The sequence below is a fragment of the Dactylosporangium sp. NPDC005572 genome (assembly GCF_040605515.1).
Classification (GTDB): domain Bacteria; phylum Actinomycetota; class Actinomycetes; order Mycobacteriales; family Micromonosporaceae; genus Dactylosporangium.
This window is the reverse complement of sequence record NZ_JBEXCY010000095.1, coordinates 13,207-35,290: the sequence shown is the minus strand read 5'-3', so window position 1 is coordinate 35,290 and position 22,084 is coordinate 13,207. Positions and strand designations below refer to the sequence as shown.

The window sequence follows — 22,084 nt, the reverse complement described above, 5'->3', positions numbered from 1 at the left end:
TGGTGCAACTCTTAAGGAGTCGACATGAACCACTTCGACGGGTGGCGGGCCCGGTGGTACAGCTTCCTGGCCGGGCGGCTGCTGCGCTTCGTCTACCGGCGGCTGGCCCGCGACGCCGCCGCGCTGGCCGGGCCGGGCGCGGCCGTGCTCGACGTCGGCACCGGCCCCGGCGTGCTGCCGGACGAGCTGGCCCGGCTGCGCCCCGACCTGACGGTCGCCGCGGTCGACCCGGCCCGCGCGATGGTCGCCGCCGCCGGCCGCCGGCTGACCGGCCACGGCGGCCGGGCGCGCGTGACGGAGGGCACCGCCGAGGCGCTGCCGTTCCCCGACGGCTCGTTCGACCTGGTCGTGTCATCGCTGAGCCTGCACCACTGGGCGGACCCCGCCGCCGCGGCGCCGGAGCTGGTGCGGGTCCTGCGGCCCGGCGGGCGGATCTGCCTGTACGACTTCCCGGCCGCCCCGTTCGACGCCGTGCTCCCGGCCGGCGCCGCCGTCACCCGCACCGAGCTGCCGTGGGGCATCCCGCACCTCGGGCGGCTGACCCGGGCGCTGATCGAGCCGTCCAGCTGATGCCGGTCGGGGCCGGTTCGGCGCTGGACCCGGTCACTGGTCGAGCACCACGGGTGACGCGCCCTGGGTCAGCAGGTCGAGGCCGGCCCCGGTGACCACCTGCGCGGGCTGCCGGTCACGGCCGGCGACCGCGGCCAGGCGGGCGATCGGCAGCCGGCCGGCCTCGAGCGCGGCCGCGAAGACGACGTTGCCGAAGCGCCGGCCGCGCAGCAGGTCGGGCCGGACGATCAGGCACACGTCGGCGAACGCGGTACGCAGGGTGGCCGCCTGGCCGCGGGAGAACTCCAGCGGCGCCAGGTCGGCCACGTTGACCGCGAAGACGCCGTCCGGGCGCACCAGGCGGGCGACCGCCGCGGCGAACGTCACGTCGGAGACGCTCTCCGGCATCTGCGCCGCGTCGTAGACGTCGCCGATCACCAGGTCGAAGTCGTCGGCCGGTGACCAGCCGGTGACCACCTCGCGCGCGTCCCCGAAGACCAGGTCGACCGGCACCTCCAGCGGCAGCACCCGCTGCACGAACTCGGCCAGCCGGCGGTCCCGCTCGACCACGACCTGCGCCGAGCCGGGCCGGGTGGCCGCCACGTACCGCGGCATCGTGAACGCCCCGCCGCCCAGGTGGAGGACCCGCAGCGGCCGGCCGGCGGGCGCCATCGCGTCCACGATCGAGCCGAGGCGGCGGGTGTACTCGAAGCTCAGGTACGTCGGGTCGTGCACGTCGACGTACGACTGCTGGACCTCCTCGACCAGCAGCGTCCAGCCACCCTTGCGCCGCGGGTCGCGCAGCAGCCGGGCCGAGCCGAACTCGGTGCGCTCGCCGATCCCGTTGACGATCTCCCGCCAAGCGCCCACCTACGCGGGAGCCTCCTTGACGAGCTCCACCGGCACCCCGTCGGCGTAGCGGGTCTTGAACAGCGGGCCCGCCTTGTCCGGGTCGTCGGTGCCGACGATCACCACGCCGCGCACGAAGTCGGAGCTCACGCTGTTGACCGCGACGCCCTGGCCGGACCAGTACTCGTGGTCGTCGTTGACCTGCTGGTAGCGCTTGGCGAGCTCGGCGGCCGAGAACTTCGCGTCGTTGAGCACCACGCAGGCCGACGCGAAGGTGTCGAGGACCCACTTGTCGAGGTCGGCGGAGGGCTTGCGGTAGACCTCGACGCTCGTGCCGTCGTCGGCGACGCGGGCACCGGCGAAGACGGCCGCGTAGTCCGTCTCGCCCTTCTGCCCGATCTGGCCGGCCACGTCGACCGCGTCGGCTCCGCCGCCGGGGGCAGCCGCCGCGGACGCGCAGCCGCCGGTGCGGCCGCCCGGTCCGGCCGACTCGGACGGCCCGGGATCGGCGGTGCAGCCGGTCACGGTCAGCAGCAGCAGCGTCGTTGCCAGTACACGTCGCATCGCGCCACAACCTACCCGAGGTACCCCAGCCGATGCGAAACCCTCATTCCGGGCTCCCGGCGGACGAAAGAAGGGACATGGAGGCCGGTACCACCGCGGTCACGTACTGCGCCGCCGCGCCGGATCGTGCCAACATAGGCGTTCATGAAGCGCGTGTGGCTCGCCGCGGTGGCCGTGATCGTCGTCCTGGGCGGTGCCGCGCTGTCGGGCCGAGCGCCGGCCCCGGTCGAGCAGCCGGCGGCTCCGGCGGTGCAGCTGCGGGTCGAGCTGCAGCAGGGCCGCGTCGACGAGGTGCGGCACACCGTGCAGATCGCGATGAACAACGACGGTCCCGCGAAGATCACGGTCCTCCAGGTCGAGCTGCAGGCGCCGTCGTTCAAGGGCGCCGGGCCGGTCACCGTCGACGCGCCGCTGCCCGTCGGCGGCCTGCGGGTCGACGTGCCGGTCTCCTACGGCACCGGGATCTGCGCCGGCGACGACCTGAAGCCCAGGAGCGCGCCGTCGCACGTGGCGTTCAAGGTGCGCACCGAGGACGGGCGGGTCCATGACCTGCGGCTGCCCCTGGCCAGCCCGAACGCCATGCTCGACAAGCTGCTGGCCATCGACTGCCAGCAGGCGTACCTCGACCGCCAGGCCACCTTCACCTTCGGCCCGTGGACGCCGCTGCCGAGCGGCTGGGTCAGCGGCACCGTGGTGGTCAAGCGGGTCGGCTTCCCCGGCACGGTCACCCTGCAGGAGTTCACCGGCAGCATCCTCCTCGAAGTCATGCCGGTACCGCTGCGGGAGGCGACCCCGAAGCCGTACGGCGTGCTCAAGCCCGGCGAGGACGAGCTGCGCATCCCGATCGTCGTCGACGGCGAGCGCTGCACGCCGCACGCCCTGGCCGAGATCAAGAAGCCGTACGTCTTCCCCGCGTTCGTCAGCCTCGACGGCGGCGCCCCGCTCTACACGGAGCTGAAGATCACCGATCTGGAGGTGGCTGCCTTCAAGGCGGTCATCGATGCGTGCGCGGCCGGCCACACGCAGATGTGACCCGCGACTTTTAAGCCAGACTTAGGCCAGTTGCGATGGGGTACGGCGGGTGCCATGCTCGCAGCCGTGTCCGAGGTCGGCCCCCGAGTCCGTGGTGCGCTCCCCGCGGTCGGCCTGCTGACGCTGGCCACCGCGGCAATGCTTGGCGTCTCGACGCTGCTCGGGTTCGCGCCCGCTCCCCCGGTCTGGCAGATCGCGCTGACGCTGGTCGCGGCGGTGCTGCTCGGGATCGCCGCGGCCGACCAGGTGCGGGCCGCCCTCACCGACTGGCAGGGCGCCACCGCGGCCGAGTCCGGGGTGCACCGGCGGCCCCGGCGCGGGCTGATCGACCTGGCGGGCGAGCTGGGCGGCGAGCGGACCGGTGAGCGCGGCCGGCTCCTGGAGCAGACCAGCGACCGGGTGCTCGCCGGGGAGTTCCGCGAAGGCGGCGACGAGCGGACCGAGACCGGGATCTTCACCGGACGGACCCGGCGGGTGCCGACCACCGGCGACCTGTGGGGCGAACCCGACGAACCGCCCGCCCGCACCGACCGGCCCGAACCGCCCGCCCGTGCGCGGCCGGTCCGGCCGTCCTGGGTGCGGCTCGTCGTCACGACGCTCATCGCGGCCGCCCTCGCCGCGCTGCTCTGGGTGCCGCAGGTGCCGGTCAGCGGGGTCGCGCGGACCGCGGCGCAGTTCGTGGTCGGGTACGGCGCCTTCGCGCTGCCCGTCCTGCCGCTGCTGCTCGCCTGGCCCCTCCCCCGCCTGCGCCGCGGCCCGCGCTGGTCGTGGCGGCTGCCGCTGCTCCCGGTCGCCGACCGCCGGCTGTGGACCGGCGCCGAGCTGCGCGAGCTGGCCGTGACCACCCTCGCGTTCCTGCGCGAGCGGGTGCTGACCCGGGCCAGCGGCATCGTCCTGGCCACCCTCGGCCTGCTGCACCTGGTGCGCGGCAACCCGAACCTGCTCGACGGCGGCACCAACCGGGCCGGCGGCCTGGTCGGCTTCCTGCTCGCCGAGCCGCTGCGCCTGCTGCTCGCCTCCGGCGGCGCGATCGCCCTGCTCGGCGGCGTGCTCGCCGGGGCCGCCGCGGTGATCGCGGCGTCCGTCGGGCGGGCCTGGGGCACCGTCACCGGCTACGCGGTCCTCGCGGTCGCGCTCGTCGTGCCGCTCGGCCTGGCCGGCGCCAGCCACTGGCTCGGCTACGAGTACTACCTGCGCACCCAGGACGGCAAGGTGGTGGTCGTCGCCGGGCTGTCGCCGCAGCACGTCCAGTCGGTGCACGACACCTCCCTGCGGGTCGACGGGCTGTCGCCGGCGCTGGTCGCGCTGCTCGACCAGGGGCTGCCGGTGGCCGGCAACGACGACGGCGACCGGATCGCCAAGGCCCTCGTCCAGCCGGGCACCTCGGCCGCCGAGCTGTACGTCGGCGACCAGTTCGAGCTCAAGAACGGCGAGTGCTTCGACTGGATCGGCGGGTCGTCGCAGCTGCGGTACGTGGCGCCGTGCAACGGTGCGCACGTCGGCGAGGTCACGTTCGTCGGGCACCTGCCGTTCACGGTGAACCCCGGCAAGGTAGCCGTCGACGCGGCCGCGAAGGCGATGTGCGAGCAGTCGTACGGCGACTATCTCGGGGTACCGTTCGGGCAGTCCTTCCTGCCCCTGGAGGCGCCCCTGCTGCCGCCGTCCCTGGAGGAGGGCTGGCACGCCAGGCCGGTCATCGCCTGCTGGCTCGGCTCGGTCGGGCCGTGGACGCTCAAGGGCACCCGCACCGTCGCGGCCCTGCAGCAGAAGGCGGCCTGGGGCGCGGCCGGCGGCTGCAAGATCGAGGTGCCGGACGCGCTGCGGGTGACCGCCGAGCAGCCCGGCGTCCGCTGCCTCGCGCCGGGGCCCGAGCAGCGCCTCAGCGTGCCGGGCGGCGGGTTCGCGATGGACCTGGAGTTCGCGGCGATCGGCAAGTCGGCCGGCGGCGCCAAGGTCGGCGCCGGCTGCTTCGACGGCACCAACCTCGCCAACGGCTACAGCTTCGAGGTCGCCGCCGACGGCGTGATCGAGATCTGGAAGCACACCGGCGACCAGCACGCCCGCCTCACCGGCTCGGCCAAGCCGAAGAACGCCGGCCCGCCGACTACGGCGTCGACCCCGCTGCAGGTGACCTGCAAGCCGACGGCGGACGGCGGCGTGGAGCTGACCGCGTTCTCGACCGGCGGCCGCAAGGCGTCGGCGGTGGACAAGACGGCCCCGGTCACGTCGCTGAGCCCCCGCCTGGTCCTGGCCAACGCCGGCACCGGCGGCGTCGTGATGACCACGATGATCTTCAACGCGACCCGCGTCTAGTCGAAGGTCAGCACCGCCTTCGTGACCCCGATGGAGACGTCCAGGCACGACGGCTCCCAGGTGAAGATGCCCCGCACCGGGCGGCACATGCTCCCGGCGAGGCCGGCCGGCCAGCCGCGGTCGCGCAGGTGGGCGGCCAGGCGCCCGTCCACCGGGCGGCCGTCGGACGCCCACACCTCGTACTCGACCGTGCACCGGGCGTGGGCCCCTAGGCACTCGTGCTTGGTGCGCCGCACCTCGAGCCCGGCCGGCAGCGGCAGGTAGGCGTCGGTCCGCAGGTCGGCGGTGCGGTCACCGGTCAGCCCGTCGTCGGGCACCAGGCCCGTCCCGGCGCCGCAGCACAGCGCCAGGACGCCGGACAGGCCGAGCACGAGGACCCGCGCCGGTCCGTCCCGGCCGTCGCTCGCCATCGGCTGCGCGTGCTGCAGGCGCACCCCGAACGCCACCACGAACAGAAGCCCGGCCGCGACGCAGGCCGGCACGTACCAGTCGAACGCCGGCGGGCGCAGCGGACTCCCGGCGCCGGGCGGGAAGGCCGACCACAGCCAGCAGCCCAGGAAAGCGGCGCAGGCGAGGCCGGCGAGCACCCACGCGCTGCGCGGGGAGGGCGAGACGAACGCCGTCGCCGCGACGACGACCGCGAGCACGACGCCGGCCGGCCAGGCGCCGTCGGCCGCCGCCACCAGCAGCGGGACCAGCCCGAGCAGCGCCGGCCACCAGCGTGCCATCCGTCACCTCGGCGTTTCCGTGAAAGTGAGCGATCGTTCGTTCTACAATCGGAGGGTGCCACGCGTTTCGGAAGCTCACCTCGCGGCCCGGCGGGAACAGATCGTCGAGGCGGCGACGCGCTGCTTCGTGCGCAACGGATTCCACCAGACGTCGATGCAGGATGTCATCAAGGAGGCCGGGCTCTCGGTCGGCGCCTTCTACCGATACTTCACGAGCAAGTCCGAGCTCATCAAGGCGATCGCCACCGAGAAGGTCGGCATGGTCGTCGCGACCGTCGAGGGGCTCCTGCGGCAGGAGCCGCTGCCGCCCCTGCTCGACGTCCTCGACGAGGTGCTCGGGCACGTCGACCGGGAGCTGGACGCCGGGGGCGCGGTCCGCATCGCGGTGCAGGTGTGGGGCGAGGCCGCGCACGACCCGGAGATCGCGGCCATGGTGTCCGGGATCTACGGGCAGATCCGGGACAGCACCGTGGCGCTCGCCGCCCGGGCCCAGCGGGACGGGCAGCTGCCGGCCGGCGCCGACCCGGTCGCGACCGGCACGGCGATCTTCGGCTTCGTCCAGGGGTACATCCTGCAGAACGTGACCGTCGGCCGGATCGACCGGACGATGTATCTCAACGGCCTGCGCAGCCTGCTGGGGACGGCGCCGGCGTGAACCGGCACCGCCCCCGCGGCGTCAGGACTGCGTGATCCTCACGTCGTCGACGCCCGCCTCGACCAGGCTGGCCGTGCCGGAGTCGTTGGCCTCGACGAGGATGCGGACGCTCTGCCCGCTGTACGCGCTGATGTTGACGCTGGCCGTGGCCCACGACCCGGCCCGGTTCGACGCGGCGCCCGCCTGGGTGAAGACCGTCGTCGTCGTGGTGCCGACCACGCGCACCCGCAGGAAGTCGGCGCTCGTGGCGTTGTTCAGGTGGGCGAGGTACCACGAGAACTGCAGCGTCAGCGTCCCCGACACGGGCAGCGTGATCGCCGGAGAGCGGATGCTGGTCAGCCCGCCGTCGACGTCGAAGTCGCCCGCGCTCGTGCCGGCGGCGGCGCCGGTCACCAGGTCGAACGAGCCACTCACCGTGGTACCGAGCTGCAGCGCCACGCCCGACGAGGTGGCCGCCGGGTCGCCGCGCTCGAACGCGCCTGCGGTGGCGGTGTCGGTGCCGGACGGGTTCGCCGTCCAGCCGGTCGCCGTCTCGAACGTGTCGCTCCAGACGGTCGTGCCCGGCGGGGTGGTGGTGCCGGTCGCGAGGGTCCACACGGCGTAGCCGATCGCGTCGGCGTTGCGGTCCAGCGCCGTGTCGTTGATGTTCGCGGTCGTGTCGCAGGAGCTGTGGTAGCAGCGGTCGAACGCGGTGCCCGAGGTGCCGCCCCACTTCGCGGCCTGCGCCGCGGTCTTGCGGCCCTCGGCGCCGGTGAACGTGCCGCCGGCCGGGATGCCGACGCTGATGAACGGCCCGTAGTCGGAGCGGCCGTCGAAGTCGGTGCCCTCGGTGGCCACGCCGATCGAGGTGAAGTAGTCCTGGAGCACCTTCTCCAGGGCGGCCGAGCCGGCCGGGCCGGGGCCGGAGCCGACGCCGTCGGAGTTGTCGCCGTCGTAGACGAAGTAGCCGGGGTTCGGCGAGCCGACCATGTCGAAGTTGAGGTACCCCTTGATCTTCGCCCGCTCGGTGGCGCTGAGGCTGTTCACGTAGGCCGACGACCCGCGCAGGCCGAGCTCCTCGGCGCCCCACCAGCCGAACCGCAGGTGCTTGGTGGTGGTGAGGTTCTGCCGGGCGACCTCCAGCGCGACCTCCAGGTTGGCCGCCGAGCCGGAGCCGTTGTCGTTGATGCCCGGCCCCGCGGTGACGCTGTCCAGGTGTGAGCCGACCATGAGCACGTCGTTCGGGTCGCCGCCGGGCCAGTCCGCGATGAGGTTGTACCCGGTGGCGCCGTTGTAGGTGAACGACTGCACCGCGGTCGTCCAGCCGACCGCGTCGAGCTGGCCCTTCACGTAGTTCACCGAGGCGAGGTAGCCGGGCCGGCCGTGCGCCCGGTTGCCGCCGTTGGCGGTGGCGATGCTCTGCAGCTGGGTCAGGTGCGCCTTGACGTTCGTGACGGAGATGTTCGGCGCCGCGGCCAGCATGATCTTCGCGGGCGCCGCGGACGCCGGGCTGACGAGCGCCAGCGGGGCGAGCGCGGCGAGCGCCGCGAGGAGGCGGGACGTCTTCACGTGGGCTGCTCCCAAGGGTCGAGGGGGTCACGGCCCGTCAGGGCGGGGTCGACCGTCCGCTGCGGGCCGCCCGAGTATCCCGACGTACATCGAAGGACGTCAACCTATTGACTGGCTCATATCATGAGGCCGTGCCGCGTGTCCTCGGCTGGGTCGGCTTCGCCGCCCACCTCGCCACATTCGTCTGGTATGCCGCGTCCGGGCTGCTCGCCCCGGGCTGGGCGGTGGGCCTGCTGCTGCTCGTCTGGGCGGCATTCACCGTCGTCGCGTTCCGTCTCGCCCGCGGTGACCGTCCGCTGTGGACCCTCGTCGTGCCGGTCGCCGACGCCGCCGTGTGGTTCGGCGTGCTGTCCTTCGGCGAGTCGGTACTGGGCTGGACGGGTTAGGTCGCGGGTCGCCGCACCGCGGCCGGTGGTTATGGTCGATGCGCCCGAACCACCATGGAAGGCGCAACATGACCAATCCCTCCGGCACCACCCGGCGGACCGTCCTCTCGGCCGCGGCGGCCGCGGCGGCGGCCCCGTTCGTCGCCCCGGCCGTCGCCGACGCGCACCACCCGAGCGCGCCGAAGACCTGGGACCTGACGCTGCTCGGCACCTCCGACACGCACGGCAACGTCTACAACTGGGACTACTACAAGGACGCCGAGTACGACGACAGCGCCCACAACGACGTCGGCCTGGCCAAGGTCGCCACGCTCGTCGACCGGATCCGGGCCGAGCGGCGCGGCAAGGCGACGCTCGTGCTCGACGCCGGCGACACCATCCAGGGCACGCCGCTGGCGACGTACTACGCCAAGCAGGAGCCGATCACCACCACGCACGAGAAGCACCCGATGGCTCGGGCGATGAACGTCATCGAGTACGACGCCGTCACGCTCGGCAACCACGAGTTCAACTACGGCCTGCCGCTGCTCGACCTGTGGATCCGCCAGCTCGGCTTCCCGGCCCTCGCGGCCAACGCGGTGAACCTGAAGACCGGCCGTCCGGCGTTCGCGCCGTACGTCATCAAGAAGGTCGACCTCGGCAAGGGCGCCCCGACGCTGCGCGTCGGCATCCTCGGCCTCACCAACCCGGGCGTCGCGATCTGGGACCGGGCCAACGTCGAGGGGAAGCTTCGCTTCGACGACCTGGTCGCGACCGCCGCGAAGTACGTGCCGGAGATGCGCCGCCGCGGCGCCGACGTCATCCTGATCTCCGCGCACGGCGGCGACAGCGGCACCTCCAGCTACGGACCGGAGCTGCCGAACGAGAACCCGTCGGCGCTCATCGCCCAGCAGGTCCCCGGCATCGACGCGATCCTCTTCGGCCACGCGCACAACGACATCCCGCAGCGCTTCGTCACCAACACCGCGACCGGCGCGCAGGTGCTGCTGTCCGAGCCGTCGAAGTGGGGCCAGCGGCTGACCCGGATGGACTTCACACTGTCCCGCGAGCGCAACCGCTGGACGATCACGGCGAAGCAGGCGACGACGCTGAACACCAACACGGTCGAGGCCGACCCGAAGGTGCTCGCCGCGGTCCGCGCCCAGCACGCCAAGACGGTCGCGTACGTCAACCAGGTCGTCGCCACCTCGACCGAGACGCTGTCGGCGGCGGAGTCGCGGTACAAGGACACGGCGATCCTCGACTACATCAACAAGGTCCAGACCGACACCGTGACCGCGGCGCTCGGCACGGCCCTGCCGGTGCTGTCGATCGCCGCGCCCTTCTCGCGTACCGCGGTCTTCCCGGCCGGCGAGGTCCGCATCAAGGACGTCGCCGGGCTGTACATCTACGACAACACGCTGGAAGCCGTCGTGCTCACCGGCGCCGAGGTGCGCGCCTACCTGGAGTACTCGGCGAAGTACTTCGTGACGCTCGCGCCGGGCGCCCCGGTCGACCCGGCGGCGATCAACGACCCGTCCGTGCCCGACTACAACTACGACACCATCTCCGGCGTCGACTACGACATCGACATCAGCCGGCCGGTCGGGCAGCGCATCACCCGCCTCGTCCACCCCGGCACGGACACGCCGGTCGGCGACGCCGAGCAGTTCGTCGTCGCGGTGAACAACTACCGGCGCTCCGGCGGCGGCAACTTCCCCGGCATCGTGAAGACCCAGGTGTACAACGCGCAGCAGGAGATCCGCCAGCTGCTCATCGACTGGGCGCAGGCGAAGGGCGCGATCGACCCGGCCGACTTCTTCACCCCGAACTGGAAGCTGGTCCGCGCGGGCGTGCCGGTCTTCTAGCCGGACGGGATTCCCGGCCCGGATCCCCCTGCCGGATCCCCCTGCCCGCAGCACACCGCGGGCGGGGGGATCATCGGCGGCATAGGGTGAAGGGCATGCAGCAGAGGACGTTGGGGCGCACGGGCGTCCCGGTCGGTGTGGTCGGGCTCGGGGCGTGGCAGCTGGGCGCCGACTGGGGCGAGGTGAACGAGGACGAGGCCCTCGCGACGCTCATCGCGGCGCACGAGGCGGGGGTCGACCTCATCGACACCGCCGACGTGTACGGCGACGGGCGCAGCGAGCGGCTGGTCGGGCAGTTCGTGCGGAGCCTGCCGACCGGGCGCACGGTCACCGTCGCGACGAAGATGGGCCGGCGGGTACCGCAGGAGGCGTACCGGTACAACCTCGACAACTTCCGGGCCTGGAACGACCGGTCCCGGCAGAACCTCGGCGTCGACACGCTCGACCTGGTGCAGCTGCACTGCCCGCCGAGCGAGGTCTACTCCACCGACGAGGTCTTCGACGGGCTCGACCTCATGGTCCAGGAGGGGCGCATGCACGCCTACGGCGTGAGCGTCGAGACCGTCGCAGAGGCCCTGACCGCGATCGCCCGGCCCAACGTGGCCACCGTGCAGATCATCTTCAACATGCTGCGGCTCAAGCCGCTCGACGATGTGCTGCCGGCCGCCGAGAAGATGGGTGTCGGCATCATCGCGCGGGTCCCGCTGGCCAGCGGCCTGCTCTCCGGGCGGTACGACGAGCACACCACCTTCGGCGCCGACGACCACCGCACCTACAACCGCCACGGCGAGGCGTTCGACCAGGGCGAGACGTTCTCCGGCGTCGACTACGCCACCGGCCTGGAGGCCGTGCGCCGGCTCGCGCCGCTGAGGCCCGAGGGCCTGACGATGAGCCAGTTCGCGCTGCGGTGGATCGCCGACCACCCGGCCGTCTCGGTCGTCATCCCCGGCGCGCGCAACGGCGAGCAGGCCCGCGGCAACGCGGCCGTCGGCGACCTCCCGCCGCTGCCGGCGGCCACCCACGACGCGGTCCGCGAGGTGTACGACGAGCTGATCCGCGCGTCGGTGCACAGCCGATGGTGAACGTCGGCGACACGATCGGCGTGGAGGAGGAGTTCCACGTCGTCAACGCCGAGACCGGCGAGCTGGAGGCGGCCGCGCGGCGGGTGCTGCGCGGCGCCGACGCCGAGCCGGAGCTGCACCGCTCGATGGTCGAGACGGCCAGCGCGGTGCAGACCGACCTGTCCGCGCTGCGGGCCGACCTGATCAAGAAGCGGCGCTCGGTCACCGAGACCTGCGAGCGGCTCGGCCTGGCCGTCGTCGCCGCCGGCACGGTGCCCGGCTCGGGGGCGCGGCCGAGCCGGGTGTACCCCGACGAGCGCTACGAGCGGATGGCCCAGGAGTACCGCCAGCTCGTCTACGAGCAGCAGGTGGCCGCCTGCCAGGTCCAGGTCGGGGTGCCCGACCGGGACCTGGCGGTGCGGATCACCCGGCGGGTGCGGGAGTGGCTGCCGGCGCTGCTCGCGCTGAGCGTCAGCTCCCCGTACTTCGCGCACCAGGACACCGGCTACGCCTCCTACCGCACCGTCGTCACCAGCCGGTGGCCGACGGTCGGGCCGCCGCCGGACCTGGCCTCCGCCGCGGAGTACCAGAAGGTCGTCGACACGCTCGTGGAGAGCGGCGTGATCAGCGATGCCGGGATGGTGTACTTCGACGCCCGGCCGTCGGCGCGGTACCCGACGGTCGAGATCCGCGTCGCCGACTCCTGCCCGCGCATCGACGACGTCGTGCTGCTCGCCTCGCTGGCCCGGGCGCTGGTCACGACGGCCGCCGAGGAGGACGCGGCCGGGCGGCCGCTGCCCGAGGCGCCGCAGGTGCTGCTGCGGGCGGCCACCTGGCGGGCGGCCCGTTCCGGCCTGAGCGGCCACCTGGTCGACCCGGCGACCCGCACCGCGGTCCCGGCCGGCGCGCGGATCGACGCGCTGCTCACCCACGTGCGGCCGGCCCTGGAGGCGCGCGGCGAGTGGGAGACGGCCGTGGACCTGCTCACCGGCCTGCGCAGCCGCGGCACGTCGGCGACCCGCCAGCGCAGGCACGACTCGCTGCGGGCGAACGCCCTGGCGCTGGCTTCGGAGACGCGCGGCGCCTGACGCCCGGTCCGGCCGTGTGGAGTTCTCCACAGGGCCGGGCAGCTCCGGCGTACTACCCTCGCCTCATGCATCGTGGCCTCCTCGTCGACTACGGCGGCGTGCTCACCACCGACGTGTTCGCGTCGTTCGACGCGTTCTGCGCCCGGGAGGGGCTGCCGGCCGGCACCGTGCGCGACCTCTTCCGCGGCGACGGGACCGCCCGTGCGCTGCTGGCCGGGCTGGAGGACGGCACGCTCGCCGACGCCGAGTTCGAGCGGGGCTTCGCGGCGCTGCTCGGCGTCGCGCCCGAGGGGCTCATCGAGCGGCTCATGGGCGGCACCGACGACGACGTGGCAATGCTCGACTTCGTGCGCGCCGCGCGGCGGCAGGGCATCCGCACCGGGCTCATCTCCAACTCGTGGGGCGTGGACCGGTACGACCGGGTGCTGCTCGAGGAGCTCTTCGACGGCGTCGTCATCTCCGGCGACGTGGGCCTGCGCAAGCCGGCCCCGGAGATCTACGCGCTGGGCGCGCGGGCGGTCGGGCTGGCGCCGGAGGACTGCGTCTACGTCGACGACCTGCCGGGCAACCTCAAGCCGGCCCGGGCGCTCGGCATGACCACGCTGCACCACCACGACACCCCGGCGACGATCTCGGCGCTGCGTTCCCTGCTGGGGGTCGCTGCGTGAGACGGCGCGCGCTGCTGACCGGGGCCGCCGGCGCGGTCCTGCTCGGCGCGTGCGAGTCGGCCGGGGAGGAGGCGACCGGCACCCTGCGGATCGCGACCGGCAGCTCCGGGGCGGTCTACTACAAGTACGGCACGGCGATCGCGGCGCTGGCCCGGCGGTACCTGCCGAAGGTCCGGCCCAGCGTCCTGCAGACGGCCGCCTCCGAGGAGAACGTCGCCGACCTGCTCGACGACACGGCCGACGTCGCGTTCACCCAGGCCGACATCGCGGGCGCCGGCCACGGGGCCAGCCCCGGCCGGCTGGCCGCGCTGGCCCGCATCTACGACGACTACATCCACATCGTGGTGGCCGCCGGCGGCCCCGTGCAGAGCGTCGCCGACCTGCGCGGCCGGCGGGTCTCGATCGGCGCGCCCGGCTCCGGCACCGCCGTCACCGCCGAGCGGATCCTCAGCGTGGCCGGGGTGTCGGTGCAGCGGGTCCAGCTCGGTCTCGACGATTCGGCGGCGGCGTTGAAGGGGGGTTACGTCGACGCGTTCTTCTTCTCCGGCGGCCTGCCGGTGTCGTCGATCACCGGCCTGGCCCAGGCGTTCCCGATCCGGCTGCTCGACCTGCAGGCGCTGGTGTCCGACCTGCGCCACAACTACGGCGACTACTACGCGGAGCGGGTCGTGCCCGCCTCGACGTACCGGGGCATCACCACCGTCGTGGCGGTCGGCATCGCCAACTACCTCGTGGTGCGCTCGTCGATGCCGGACCTGCTCGCGTACGGCGTGACGCGGCTGCTCTTCGACGGCCGCGACGAGCTGGCCAAGGCGCACCAGGCGGCGGCCCGGCTGAACATCCGCTCGGCCATCAGCACCCCGCCGCTGCCGCTGCACACCGGCGCCGCCCGCTACTACCGCGACCAGAAGGCATAACCGGCCAGGAGCCGAGGGCCGAAGGAAGCGGTCAGGGCGCCTGCGGGAACCAGACGCAGGCGTGCAGCCCGGTCGGGGTGTTCGGCATCAGGTCGAGCCGGCCGCCCGAGGCCTCCACGAGCACCGCGACGATCGGCAGGCCCAGGCCGCTGCCGTCGACGTTCTGCGCGTCGGGTGCCCGCCAGAACCGCACGGTGGCCAGCTCTCGCTGCTGCTCGCTGAGGCCCGGGCCGGTGTCGACGACGTGCACGGCGACGCCGCCCTCGTCGGCGGTGGGCCGGACGGAGACCGTGGCGCCGGGGCCGGAGAACTTCACCGCGTTGTCGATGAGCGCGTCGAGGGTCTGGTCGAGCGCCGTCGTCACGGCCCGCGCCCGCAGCGGGTGCGGCGGCCGCACGTACCGCAGCGTGATCTGCTTCTTGGTCGCCACCGGCTGCCAGGCGACCACCCGCGCCCAGGCCACCTCACCGGCGTCGAAGTCGGCCAGCTCGAACCGGCCCCGCTCGGCGCGGGCGAGCGCGAGCAGGCTGTCGAGCACGTCGCCGAACCGCTCGGCCTCCTCCAGGGCGAGCTTGTGCCCCTCGACGGCCTCCGGGTCGGTGAGGTCGGCGCCGAGGTCCTCGACCCGCAGCCGCAGCGCCGTGAGTGGGTTGCGCAGCTGGTGGCTCGCGTTGGAGACGAACGCCCGCTGCCGTTCGAGGGAGTCGGCGACGGTCGCCGCCATCTCGTTGAAGGCGGTGCCGAGGCGGCGCAGCTCGGGCGGGCCGTCGGCGGCCGGCACCCGGGCCGCGTAGTCGCCGGCCCCGAGCTCGTGCGCGGCGGCGTCGAGCTCGGCGACCGGGCGCAGCGTCCAGCGGGCCAGCAGCCAGGCGAGGGCGATGCCGGCGAACAGCACCACCAGGCCGCCGCCGGCGAGGATGCTCCACGCGGTGCCGACCGCGTTGGCCCGGTCCCGGGTCGGCGAGATCGTGATGACGGCGCCGATCACCTCGCCGCCGCGGCCGACCGGCACCGCCACGACGTACGGGTCCGTCCGCCACGGCCAGACCGTGCCGTCGTCGCTGGCCTCCCGGCCCTCCAGGGCGCGGCGCGCCTGGCGGAGCACGTCGGCGTCGTCGAGGAACGCGCCGGGCCGGGAGCTGACCGTGCGGTGCGCGTCCTGGTCGACGACGATGGCGGTGATCCCGTACAGCTCGTCGTAGCGCACCAGCTCGGCCGACATCTCGGCGGTCTCGTTGGCCCGCAGCGCGGGTTCGGCGAGCGTGGCGAACCGGGTGGCGTCGGCCAGCCGGTCGGCCACCAGCCGCTGGGTGTCCCGGCCGGCGATGATGGTCGCGAACGGTACCTCCAGCGCCGCCAGCACCAGCAGGAGCAGCACCAGGTAGGTCCCGACGAGGCGGACCCTCACGGCGCCAGCCGGTAGCCGACGCCCCGGACGGTCTGCACGAGCCCGGGGACGTCGAGCTTGGCCCGCAGCGACCCGACGTGCACGTCGAGGGTGTGCCGGCCGACGAAGCTGGTCTGCCAGACGGCGAGGATGAGCCGGTCGTACGACACGACGACGCCGGGCGTGCGGGCCAGCACGGCGAGGATCTCGAACTCCTTGCGGGTCAGCGCCAGCTCGCGGGCGTGCACCGACACCCGCCGGGCCGCGACGTCGATCCGCACCGGCCCGGCGACGACGACCTCGGCCGGCGCGGGCTGGGCCCGCACGGCCCGGCGCAGCACGGCCTCGATGCGGGCGTTGAGCTCGGCCATGGAGTACGGCTTGACGACGTAGTCGTCGGCGCCGGTCTGCAGCCCGGCGACCCGGTCGCGCTCCTCGGCCCGGGCGGTGACGGCGATGATCGCCACGCTCTCGTCCTTGCGCCGCAGCGTCCGGCACACGTCGATGCCGTCGCCGTCGGGCAGGTTGAGGTCGAGCAGCACCAGGTCGAACGGCTCGGCGGCGAACGTGTCGAGCGCGCTCTCGGCGGTCATGCAGTGCACGATCTCGTGCCCGCGCCGCCGCAGGGCCGTGGCCAGGGCGGCCGCCACCCGCGCGTCGTCTTCCACCACCATCACCCGCATCGTGCGCTCATGGTACGGCTGCGGGCGGTCGGCCGGGTGCTGCGCCGGACCCGCAGGGTCGCGTTCTGCGCGGCGTCGCCGCGCGACGCGGACGGCGTCACGCCGGCCGAGAACCGCTGCACCCAGGTCGTCCTCCTTCAAGAGTTCCTCAAGGAACGCTGACGACGGTTCCGCCGGCACCCCCGCGCACGCGACGGTGTCCACGTGGACATCGTGTCAACCGGCGAGCGCTATCTGGCCTCGACCGTCGCCGCGTTCGAGGCGGCCGTGCTGGTGCGATGTACCGGGGTGTGTGGGGGTGGAGGCCGTGCCCGGGCACTGGGGGGCGCCCGGGCACGTTCCGCGCAGGCCCTGTCGGGGGTGCTCGCCGAGTTCAACCGGCCCGCCGCCGCGGACCGGCTGGTCGAACTGCTCCACGCGGCCGGCCAATCGGCCAGCGTGCACCGCTACACGGCGGGCAACCGCCATCGGTACGAGATCTCCCGCGTCTTCACCGAGCCCGGCACCGACGACTTCCTCGACCGTGCGTGGTGGCGGGGGTACGCCGAGCTGTGCGGCGCGCCCGAGGCCCCGCGCTCGACCCGCCAGGTCCGGCACGCCCGCCTGCTGGCCGAGGCCGCCTGGCGCGGGGTGCTGCTGGTCTCCGGCCCGGCCCGCACCGGCTCCCCCGGCCTGCGGGTCGCCGACCTCGACACCGCGACCGTGCTGATCCGGGCCGGCCGCATGATGCGCCTGCCGGTGCGCATGAGCACCCGCCCGGGCGGCCAGCTGCTGCTGGTGATGCCCTCCCAGGCCGCCGCCTGACCGGTACGTGACCGGGGATCGTACCCTCCGGGCATGTCGTTGATCCTGCGCTGCGGCACGGCGGTACTGACGGTCGCCGCGTGGCTCGCCGCCGTCGCATTCCTCACCTACAGCATCAGCAACGACATCAAGCCGCTCGTCGTGCTGAGCCTCGTGGTGTTCCTCTCCGTCGTCATCGGGGTGGCCAAGCTGCCCGACTGGCTCGGCGACGGCAGGAGCCGGCCGGAGCGCGAGCGTGATCCTGGGCTCAAGCCGACCCGGCGGACCGGGACGGCGTGGGCGGTGCTCGGCGTCGGCGGCGTCTTCCTGCTGCTCACCGGGTACACCGTCGTCGTGGGCCTGCGCGCCGAGCAGGTCTGGGGCACGATCGTGGCGCAGCGCTGCCTCCCCGACCGCAAGGGCAACTGCCTGCCGGAGTGCGAGGTGCGCGGCGCCGACGACGGGCGCGACCTCGGCTGGCTCGACTGCAACGCGGGCGCGCCGTTCGTCGGCGAGACCGTGGCCGTGCTGGTCGACCCGGACGGGGTCATGCCGGCCGAGCTGGAGAGCAAGTACGGCAGCGGCAGCGGGCTGCTGTGGGCCGACATCGCGGTGATCGCCGCGGGTACTGCGGCCGTCGGCTGGGTCGTCTGGCCCGGCGGGGAACCGCGCACCGAACGGCCCGGCCGCGAACCGCGCCCGGAGCAGCCCCGACGCGTTCCCACGGCCGGCGGCCGGGGCCGGTTCCGCCGCCGCAAGTAGCTACCCGGGAAAGCGGCGCTCCAGGCCGTCGACCAGGGCCTCCAGGCCCAGCTCGAACGCGCCCTCGTCGACCTGCTCGTGGTGCCCGGCCAGGCGGTGGGCGTCGCGCAGGTGCGGGTACTGCTCGGCGTAGAGGGACGGGTCGTCCACGAAGCCGAGCGCGAACGAGCCCAGGGCCGAGCCGGCCACGAAGTACCGCATCGTCGCCCCGATCCGGGTCGCCATCGCCGGCGGCCAGCCCGCGTCGACCAGCGCCCCGTACACCGCGTCGGCCAGGCGCAGCGAGGCCGGGCGGCGGGCCGGGCCGCGGGCCAGGAACGGCACGACGTTCGGGTGCGCGCGGAACGCCGCCCGGTAGGCCCGCGCCCACGCCTTCAGCGCGACCGGCCACGGGTCGCGGCCGAGCATGGACAGGTCGACGCCGGCCACGATCGCGTCGCCGACGGCATCGACGATCTCCTCCTTCGTGGCGAAGTGGTTGTACAGCGACGGCGCCTGCACGCCGAGGTCGCGGGCCAGCCGCCGGGTGGAGAGGGCGTCGAGCCCGTCGGCGTCGACGATCGCTGTGGCGGTTTCGACAATGCGCTCCCGCGTGAGCAGTGGCGTTCTGGGACGGACCATGGCTACGATCTTAGAAACTAACGGCGTTAGTTAAAGGGTGTCGGCATGGACCTTACGCTCAGTGACGAGCAGCAGGCGGTCAGACGGATGACCGCGGAGTTCGTCGATCGCGAGATCGCCCCGCACGCGGCCGCCTGGGACCGGGCCGAGCAGGTCGACCTGTCGGTCGTGCAGAAGCTCGCCGACCTGGGGATCTTCGGCGTGACGATCCCGGAGGAGCACGGCGGGAGCGGCGGCGACCACCTGACGTACTGCCTCGTCCTCGAAGAGCTCGGGCGCGGCGACTCGTCGGTGCGCGGGATCGTCTCGGTGTCCCTCGGGCTCGTCGCGAAGTCGATCAACGGCTACGGCTCCCCGGGACAGAAGGCGGAGTGGCTGCCGAGGCTGTGCGCGGGCGAGGCGCTCGGCTGCTTCGCGCTCACCGAGCCGGACACCGGCTCCGACGCGGCCTCCCTCACCACCCGGGCGACCCCGGACGGCGACGGCTGGCGCATCGACGGCGCCAAGATGTTCATCACCAACGGCACGTGGGCGAAGGTGGCCCTGGTCTTCGCCCGCACCGGCGGGCCCGGCCCGAAGGGCATCTCCGCCTTCCTGGTCCCGACCGACGCGCCCGGCCTGCGGATCGACGAGATCCACGGCAAGCTGGGGCTGCGCGGGCAGGCGACCGCCGCGCTCACGTTCGAGGGCGTGCACGTCCCGGCGGGCGCGCTGCTCGGCGACGAGGGGCAGGGCTTCACGATCGCGATGGCCGCGCTCGCGAAGGGCCGGATGTCGCTCGCCGCCGGCTGCGTCGGCATCATCCAGGGCTGCCTCGACGCCGCCGTCGGCTACGCGCGGCAGCGCACCCAGTTCGGCCGGCCGATCGCCGGCTTCCAGCTGGTGCAGCAGCTCATCGCCGACATCTCGGTCGAGGCCGACGCGGCGCGGCTGCTCACCTGGCGGGTCGCCGACCTCATCGACCGCGGCCGGCCGTTCGCGACCGAGTCGTCGACGGCGAAGCTGTTCGCCAGCGAGGCCGCGGTCCGCGCCGCCAACGCCGCCCTCCAGGTCTTCGGTGGTTATGGATACATCGACGAGTACCCCGTGGGGAAGTACCTGCGCGATGCCCGGGTCACGACGGTGTACGAAGGAACGAGTCAGATCCAGAAGCTCATCATCGGCCGCGCCCGCACGGGTGTGAGCGCGTTCGCGTAAGGGAGACGGTTCGTGATCGACGTCCACAACCCGGCCACCGAGGCGGTCATCGCCTCGGTGCCGGTCACGCCCTCGGTGTCCCCCGCCGTCGAGGCGGCCCGTGCGGCCCAGCCGGCCTGGGCCGCGCTCTCCCGCGCCGAACGCGCCGCGCACCTCGGGCGGCTCCGCGACCTCCTCGCCGCGCACGCCGACGAGCTCGCCGCGCTCATCACCGCGGAGATGGGCACGCCGATCGGCGTCTCGCGCAAGGTCCAGGTGGGGCTGCCGCTGACGGTGCTGTCGACGATGGTCGCGCACCTCGAGCGGCCGCTCGACGAGGTACAGATCGGAAACTCCCGGATTGTCCGTGACCCGGCCGGGGTCGTCGGGGCCATCACACCCTGGAACTACCCGCTGCACCAGACCGTCGCCAAGCTCGCGCCGGCCCTCGCCGCCGGCAACACCGTCGTGCACAAGCCCAGCGAGGTCGCCCCGCTCTCCGCGCTGCGCCTGCACGAGCTGGCGGTGGAGGCGGGCCTGCCCGCGGGCGTCTACAACCTGGTCACCGGCTACGGCGACCCGACCGGCGCCGAGCTGGCCGGGCACCCCGGCATCGACCTCATCTCGTTCACCGGCTCGACGGTGGCCGGGCGGAAGATCGCGGCGGCCGCCGCGGCCAACCTGACCCGCGTCTCGCTGGAGCTCGGCGGCAAGTCGGCCAACGTGATCCTGCCCGACGCCGACCACACCGCCGCGGTCAAGGTCGGCGTGGCCAACTGCTACCTCAACGCCGGCCAGACCTGCACGGCCTGGACCCGCATGCTCGTCCACGAGTCGCGCTACGACGAGGCGGTGGACCTCGCCGTGGCCGCCGCGGCGAAGTACGTCCCCGGCGACCCCACCGACCCGGCCACCCGCCTCGGCCCGCTCGCCTCGGCCGCCCAGCGCGACCGGGTGCTGTCCTATGTGGAGCGCGGCGTCGCCGACGGCGCGAAGATGGTGCTCGGCGGCGCCGACGTGCCGGCGACCGGCTACTTCGTCGCCCCGGTGGTCTTCGCCGAGGTCGACCCCGACTCGACCGTCGCGCAGGAGGAGATCTTCGGACCGGTGCTGTCCATCATCCGGTACCGCGACGAGGACGACGCCGTGCGCATCGCCAACGGGACGAGGTACGGCCTCGCGGGCAGCGTGTGGGCCGGGTCCCAGGAGCACGGGCTCGCCGTCGCCCGCCGGCTGCGCACCGGCCAGGTCGACGTCAACGGCGGCGCCTTCAACCCGCTCGCGCCCTTCGGCGGGATCGGGCACTCCGGCTACGGCCGCGAGCTCGGCGCGTTCGGCTACGAGGAGTTCACCAGCGTGAAGGCGATCCAGCTGTGAGCGGGGCGACCGTCCGGGCGGCGGTGCTGCGGGCGCTCGACGGCCCGCTCACGACGGAGGAGCTGACGCTCAACCCGCTCGGCCCGGCGCAGGTGCGGGTCCGCCTCGCGGCGGCCGGCGTCTGCCACTCCGACCTGTCGCTGGCCAACGGCACCCTGCGCCAGCCGTTCCCGGTGGTGCTCGGCCACGAGGGCGCCGGCACGGTCGTCGAGGTCGGCGCCGGCGTGACCACGCTCGCGCCCGGCGACCACGTGGTGCTGAACTGGTCGCCGCCGTGCCGCAGCTGCTGGTTCTGCGAGGCCGGCGAGCCCTACCTGTGCGTGCACGCCGACGACGCCCGCGCCGTGCCGTTCGCGCGCAGCGCCGCCGGCGAGGACGTCTACGCCGGCCTCGGCACCGGCGCCTTCGCCACCGAGACGGTCGTCGGCGCCCACGCCTGCATCCCGGTCCCGGCCGACATCCCGCTGGAGGAGGCGGCGCTGCTCGGCTGCGCGGTACTCACCGGCGTCGGCGCGGTCACCAACTCGGCGCGGGTGCGCCCCGGCCAGTCGGTGGTCGTCGTCGGCCTGGGCGGCGTCGGCCTGGCCGCCCTGCAGGGCGCGCGGATCGCCGGCGCGACGACGATCGTCGCCGTCGACCCGGCCCCGGCCAAGGAGGACCTGGCCCGCCGCCTGGGCGCGACCGACTTCCTCCCGCCGTCGGACGGGCTGGCGAAGGAGATCCGCGCCCTGACCGGCGGCCGCGGCGCCGACCACGCGATCGAGTGCGTCGGCCGCGCCGACACGATCCGCGCCGCGTGGTCCACGACCCGCCGGGGCGGCACGGCCACGGTCGTCGGCCTGGGCTCACCCAAGGACATGCTGTCGCTGAGCGCGCTGGAGGTGGCGTACTTCGCCCGCACGCTCACGGGCTGCATGTACGGCAGCACCGACCCGTCCGTCGACGTGCCGATCCTGCTCGACCACTGGCGGGCGGGCCGGCTGGACCTGGCCGCCCTGGTGACCGACCACGTCGTGCTCGACGACATCGGCGAGGCCTTCACCCGGATGCGCGAGGGCAGGGGCGCCCGCACGCTCGTCCGCTTCTGACC

23 protein-coding genes are annotated in these 22,084 nt (G+C 73.8%); 16 read left to right on the top strand and 7 right to left on the bottom strand.

The features are described 5' to 3' along the window. Positions 1 to 24 precede the first annotated feature (24 nt). Positions 25 to 570, top strand: a complete 546-nt coding sequence (locus ABZS66_RS34745) for a class I SAM-dependent methyltransferase (RefSeq protein WP_354765226.1) — start codon at positions 25 to 27, stop codon at positions 568 to 570. Between the two features lie 33 nt (positions 571 to 603). On the opposite strand, the gene ABZS66_RS34740 is transcribed toward ABZS66_RS34745, so the two are convergent. Both ABZS66_RS34740 and ABZS66_RS34735 read right to left on the bottom strand, forming a co-directional pair. Then, positions 604 to 1,419, bottom strand: coding sequence for a fused MFS/spermidine synthase (locus tag ABZS66_RS34740; RefSeq protein ID WP_354765224.1), 816 nt, complete (start codon positions 1,417 to 1,419; stop codon positions 604 to 606). Further along, positions 1,420 to 1,962, bottom strand: a complete 543-nt coding sequence (locus ABZS66_RS34735; protein WP_354765222.1) for a hypothetical protein — start codon at positions 1,960 to 1,962, stop codon at positions 1,420 to 1,422. A gap of 144 nt (positions 1,963 to 2,106) precedes the next feature. On the opposite strand from ABZS66_RS34735, the gene ABZS66_RS34730 reads away from it, so the two are divergent. Beyond that, entirely contained in the window at positions 2,107 to 2,994 is an 888-nt protein-coding gene (locus tag ABZS66_RS34730; protein ID WP_354765220.1) for a hypothetical protein, read from the top strand. A gap of 66 nt (positions 2,995 to 3,060) precedes the next feature. Beyond that, complete coding sequence (locus ABZS66_RS34725) at positions 3,061 to 5,307, top strand: hypothetical protein (protein ID WP_354765218.1); 2,247 nt, start codon at positions 3,061 to 3,063, stop codon at positions 5,305 to 5,307. Here the strand turns inward: ABZS66_RS34725 and ABZS66_RS34720 are convergent. Continuing rightward, complete coding sequence (locus ABZS66_RS34720; RefSeq protein ID WP_354765216.1) at positions 5,304 to 6,035, bottom strand: hypothetical protein; 732 nt, start codon at positions 6,033 to 6,035, stop codon at positions 5,304 to 5,306. The two genes, ABZS66_RS34725 and ABZS66_RS34720, sit on opposite strands and share 4 nt — an antisense overlap. 55 nt (positions 6,036 to 6,090) lie before the next feature. Here ABZS66_RS34720 and ABZS66_RS34715 point away from each other — a divergent pair, with 55 nt between their 5' ends. Then, positions 6,091 to 6,690: a TetR/AcrR family transcriptional regulator gene (locus tag ABZS66_RS34715; protein WP_354765214.1), complete on the top strand. Its 600-nt coding sequence runs from the start codon at positions 6,091 to 6,093 to the stop codon at positions 6,688 to 6,690. A 21-nt stretch (positions 6,691 to 6,711) separates the two neighbouring features. On the opposite strand, the gene ABZS66_RS34710 is transcribed toward ABZS66_RS34715, so the two are convergent. After that, positions 6,712 to 8,238, bottom strand: a complete 1,527-nt coding sequence (locus ABZS66_RS34710; RefSeq protein ID WP_354765212.1) for a M28 family metallopeptidase — start codon at positions 8,236 to 8,238, stop codon at positions 6,712 to 6,714. A 131-nt stretch (positions 8,239 to 8,369) separates the two neighbouring features. Here ABZS66_RS34710 and ABZS66_RS34705 point away from each other — a divergent pair, with 131 nt between their 5' ends. The 6 genes from ABZS66_RS34705 (at position 8,370) to ABZS66_RS34680 (ending at position 14,205) form a co-directional block, all read left to right on the top strand. Then, positions 8,370 to 8,624, top strand: a complete 255-nt coding sequence (locus ABZS66_RS34705) for a hypothetical protein (protein ID WP_354765211.1) — start codon at positions 8,370 to 8,372, stop codon at positions 8,622 to 8,624. 68 nt (positions 8,625 to 8,692) lie between these two features. Then, positions 8,693 to 10,471, top strand: a complete 1,779-nt coding sequence (locus ABZS66_RS34700; RefSeq protein WP_354765209.1) for a 5'-nucleotidase C-terminal domain-containing protein — start codon at positions 8,693 to 8,695, stop codon at positions 10,469 to 10,471. 95 nt (positions 10,472 to 10,566) lie between these two features. Further along, on the top strand, positions 10,567 to 11,553 hold the full coding sequence (locus tag ABZS66_RS34695) for an aldo/keto reductase (RefSeq protein ID WP_354765207.1): 987 nt from the start codon (positions 10,567 to 10,569) through the stop codon (positions 11,551 to 11,553). After that, positions 11,547 to 12,620 carry a glutamate--cysteine ligase gene (locus tag ABZS66_RS34690; protein WP_354765205.1) on the top strand — a complete coding sequence of 358 codons (1,074 nt, stop codon included), beginning with the start codon at positions 11,547 to 11,549 and terminating at the stop codon, positions 12,618 to 12,620. The genes ABZS66_RS34695 and ABZS66_RS34690 overlap by 7 nt, the downstream gene beginning before the upstream one ends. Before the next feature lie 65 nt (positions 12,621 to 12,685). Further along, a complete protein-coding gene (locus tag ABZS66_RS34685) occupies positions 12,686 to 13,288 on the top strand; it encodes an HAD family phosphatase (RefSeq protein WP_354765203.1) in 603 nt (200 codons plus the stop codon). Continuing rightward, entirely contained in the window at positions 13,285 to 14,205 is a 921-nt protein-coding gene (locus tag ABZS66_RS34680; protein ID WP_354765201.1) for a TAXI family TRAP transporter solute-binding subunit, read from the top strand. Before ABZS66_RS34685 ends, ABZS66_RS34680 begins: the two co-directional genes overlap by 4 nt. A 31-nt stretch (positions 14,206 to 14,236) precedes the next feature. Here the strand turns inward: ABZS66_RS34680 and ABZS66_RS34675 are convergent, their stop codons facing one another. Continuing rightward, positions 14,237 to 15,613, bottom strand: coding sequence for a HAMP domain-containing sensor histidine kinase (locus tag ABZS66_RS34675; RefSeq protein ID WP_354765199.1), 1,377 nt, complete (start codon positions 15,611 to 15,613; stop codon positions 14,237 to 14,239). Next, the gene (locus ABZS66_RS34670) at positions 15,610 to 16,275 is read right to left on the bottom strand and encodes a response regulator transcription factor (protein ID WP_354765197.1); all 666 of its coding nucleotides are present in this window, start codon (positions 16,273 to 16,275) and stop codon (positions 15,610 to 15,612) included. The genes ABZS66_RS34675 and ABZS66_RS34670 overlap by 4 nt, the downstream gene beginning before the upstream one ends. A gap of 9 nt (positions 16,276 to 16,284) precedes the next feature. Between ABZS66_RS34670 and ABZS66_RS34665 the strand changes: the two genes are divergently transcribed. Genes ABZS66_RS34665 through ABZS66_RS34655 form a run of 3 tightly spaced genes read left to right on the top strand, consistent with a single transcriptional unit; the run spans position 16,285 to position 17,820 of the window. After that, complete coding sequence (locus ABZS66_RS34665; protein ID WP_354765195.1) at positions 16,285 to 16,437, top strand: hypothetical protein; 153 nt, start codon at positions 16,285 to 16,287, stop codon at positions 16,435 to 16,437. Between the two features lie 42 nt (positions 16,438 to 16,479). Continuing rightward, entirely contained in the window at positions 16,480 to 17,079 is a 600-nt protein-coding gene (locus tag ABZS66_RS34660; protein WP_354765193.1) for a hypothetical protein, read from the top strand. Positions 17,080 to 17,112: 33 nt separating this feature from the next. Beyond that, on the top strand, positions 17,113 to 17,820 hold the full coding sequence (locus ABZS66_RS34655; protein ID WP_354765191.1) for a hypothetical protein: 708 nt from the start codon (positions 17,113 to 17,115) through the stop codon (positions 17,818 to 17,820). Here ABZS66_RS34655 and ABZS66_RS34650 read toward each other — a convergent pair whose 3' ends face one another. Continuing rightward, positions 17,821 to 18,441: a TetR/AcrR family transcriptional regulator C-terminal domain-containing protein gene (locus tag ABZS66_RS34650; protein WP_354765189.1), complete on the bottom strand. Its 621-nt coding sequence runs from the start codon at positions 18,439 to 18,441 to the stop codon at positions 17,821 to 17,823. Positions 18,442 to 18,486: 45 nt separating this feature from the next. On the opposite strand from ABZS66_RS34650, the gene ABZS66_RS34645 reads away from it, so the two are divergent. From ABZS66_RS34645 to ABZS66_RS34635, 3 genes are read left to right on the top strand one after another with little or no spacing between them, the layout of a single operon-like run. Continuing rightward, a complete protein-coding gene (locus tag ABZS66_RS34645; RefSeq protein ID WP_354765187.1) occupies positions 18,487 to 19,638 on the top strand; it encodes an acyl-CoA dehydrogenase family protein in 1,152 nt (383 codons plus the stop codon). Between the two features lie 15 nt (positions 19,639 to 19,653). After that, entirely contained in the window at positions 19,654 to 20,994 is a 1,341-nt protein-coding gene (locus ABZS66_RS34640; RefSeq protein ID WP_354765236.1) for an aldehyde dehydrogenase family protein, read from the top strand. Then, positions 20,991 to 22,082 (top strand): Zn-dependent alcohol dehydrogenase, encoded by a 1,092-nt coding sequence (locus ABZS66_RS34635; protein ID WP_354765185.1) that lies wholly within the window; start codon positions 20,991 to 20,993, stop codon positions 22,080 to 22,082. Before ABZS66_RS34640 ends, ABZS66_RS34635 begins: the two co-directional genes overlap by 4 nt. Positions 22,083 to 22,084 lie beyond the last annotated feature (2 nt).

Bases quoted from the DNA above. Each gene is read 5' to 3' on its own strand.
- ABZS66_RS34735 (WP_354765222.1), bottom strand. From the start codon at position 1,962: ATGCGACGTGTACTGGCAACGACGCTGCTGCTGCTGACCGTGACCGGC.
- ABZS66_RS34685 (WP_354765203.1), top strand. From the start codon at position 12,686: ATGCATCGTGGCCTCCTCGTCGACTACGGCGGCGTGCTCACCACCGAC.
- ABZS66_RS34665 (WP_354765195.1), top strand. From the start codon at position 16,285: ATGGTACGGCTGCGGGCGGTCGGCCGGGTGCTGCGCCGGACCCGCAGG.
- ABZS66_RS34690 (WP_354765205.1), top strand. From the start codon at position 11,547: ATGGTGAACGTCGGCGACACGATCGGCGTGGAGGAGGAGTTCCACGTC.
- ABZS66_RS34655 (WP_354765191.1), top strand. From the start codon at position 17,113: ATGTCGTTGATCCTGCGCTGCGGCACGGCGGTACTGACGGTCGCCGCG.
- ABZS66_RS34695 (WP_354765207.1), top strand. From the start codon at position 10,567: ATGCAGCAGAGGACGTTGGGGCGCACGGGCGTCCCGGTCGGTGTGGTC.
- ABZS66_RS34650 (WP_354765189.1), bottom strand. From the start codon at position 18,441: ATGGTCCGTCCCAGAACGCCACTGCTCACGCGGGAGCGCATTGTCGAA.
- ABZS66_RS34745 (WP_354765226.1), top strand. From the start codon at position 25: ATGAACCACTTCGACGGGTGGCGGGCCCGGTGGTACAGCTTCCTGGCC.
- ABZS66_RS34670 (WP_354765197.1), bottom strand. From the start codon at position 16,275: ATGCGGGTGATGGTGGTGGAAGACGACGCGCGGGTGGCGGCCGCCCTG.
- ABZS66_RS34730 (WP_354765220.1), top strand. From the start codon at position 2,107: ATGAAGCGCGTGTGGCTCGCCGCGGTGGCCGTGATCGTCGTCCTGGGC.
- ABZS66_RS34700 (WP_354765209.1), top strand. From the start codon at position 8,693: ATGACCAATCCCTCCGGCACCACCCGGCGGACCGTCCTCTCGGCCGCG.
- ABZS66_RS34720 (WP_354765216.1), bottom strand. From the start codon at position 6,035: ATGGCACGCTGGTGGCCGGCGCTGCTCGGGCTGGTCCCGCTGCTGGTG.
- ABZS66_RS34645 (WP_354765187.1), top strand. From the start codon at position 18,487: ATGGACCTTACGCTCAGTGACGAGCAGCAGGCGGTCAGACGGATGACC.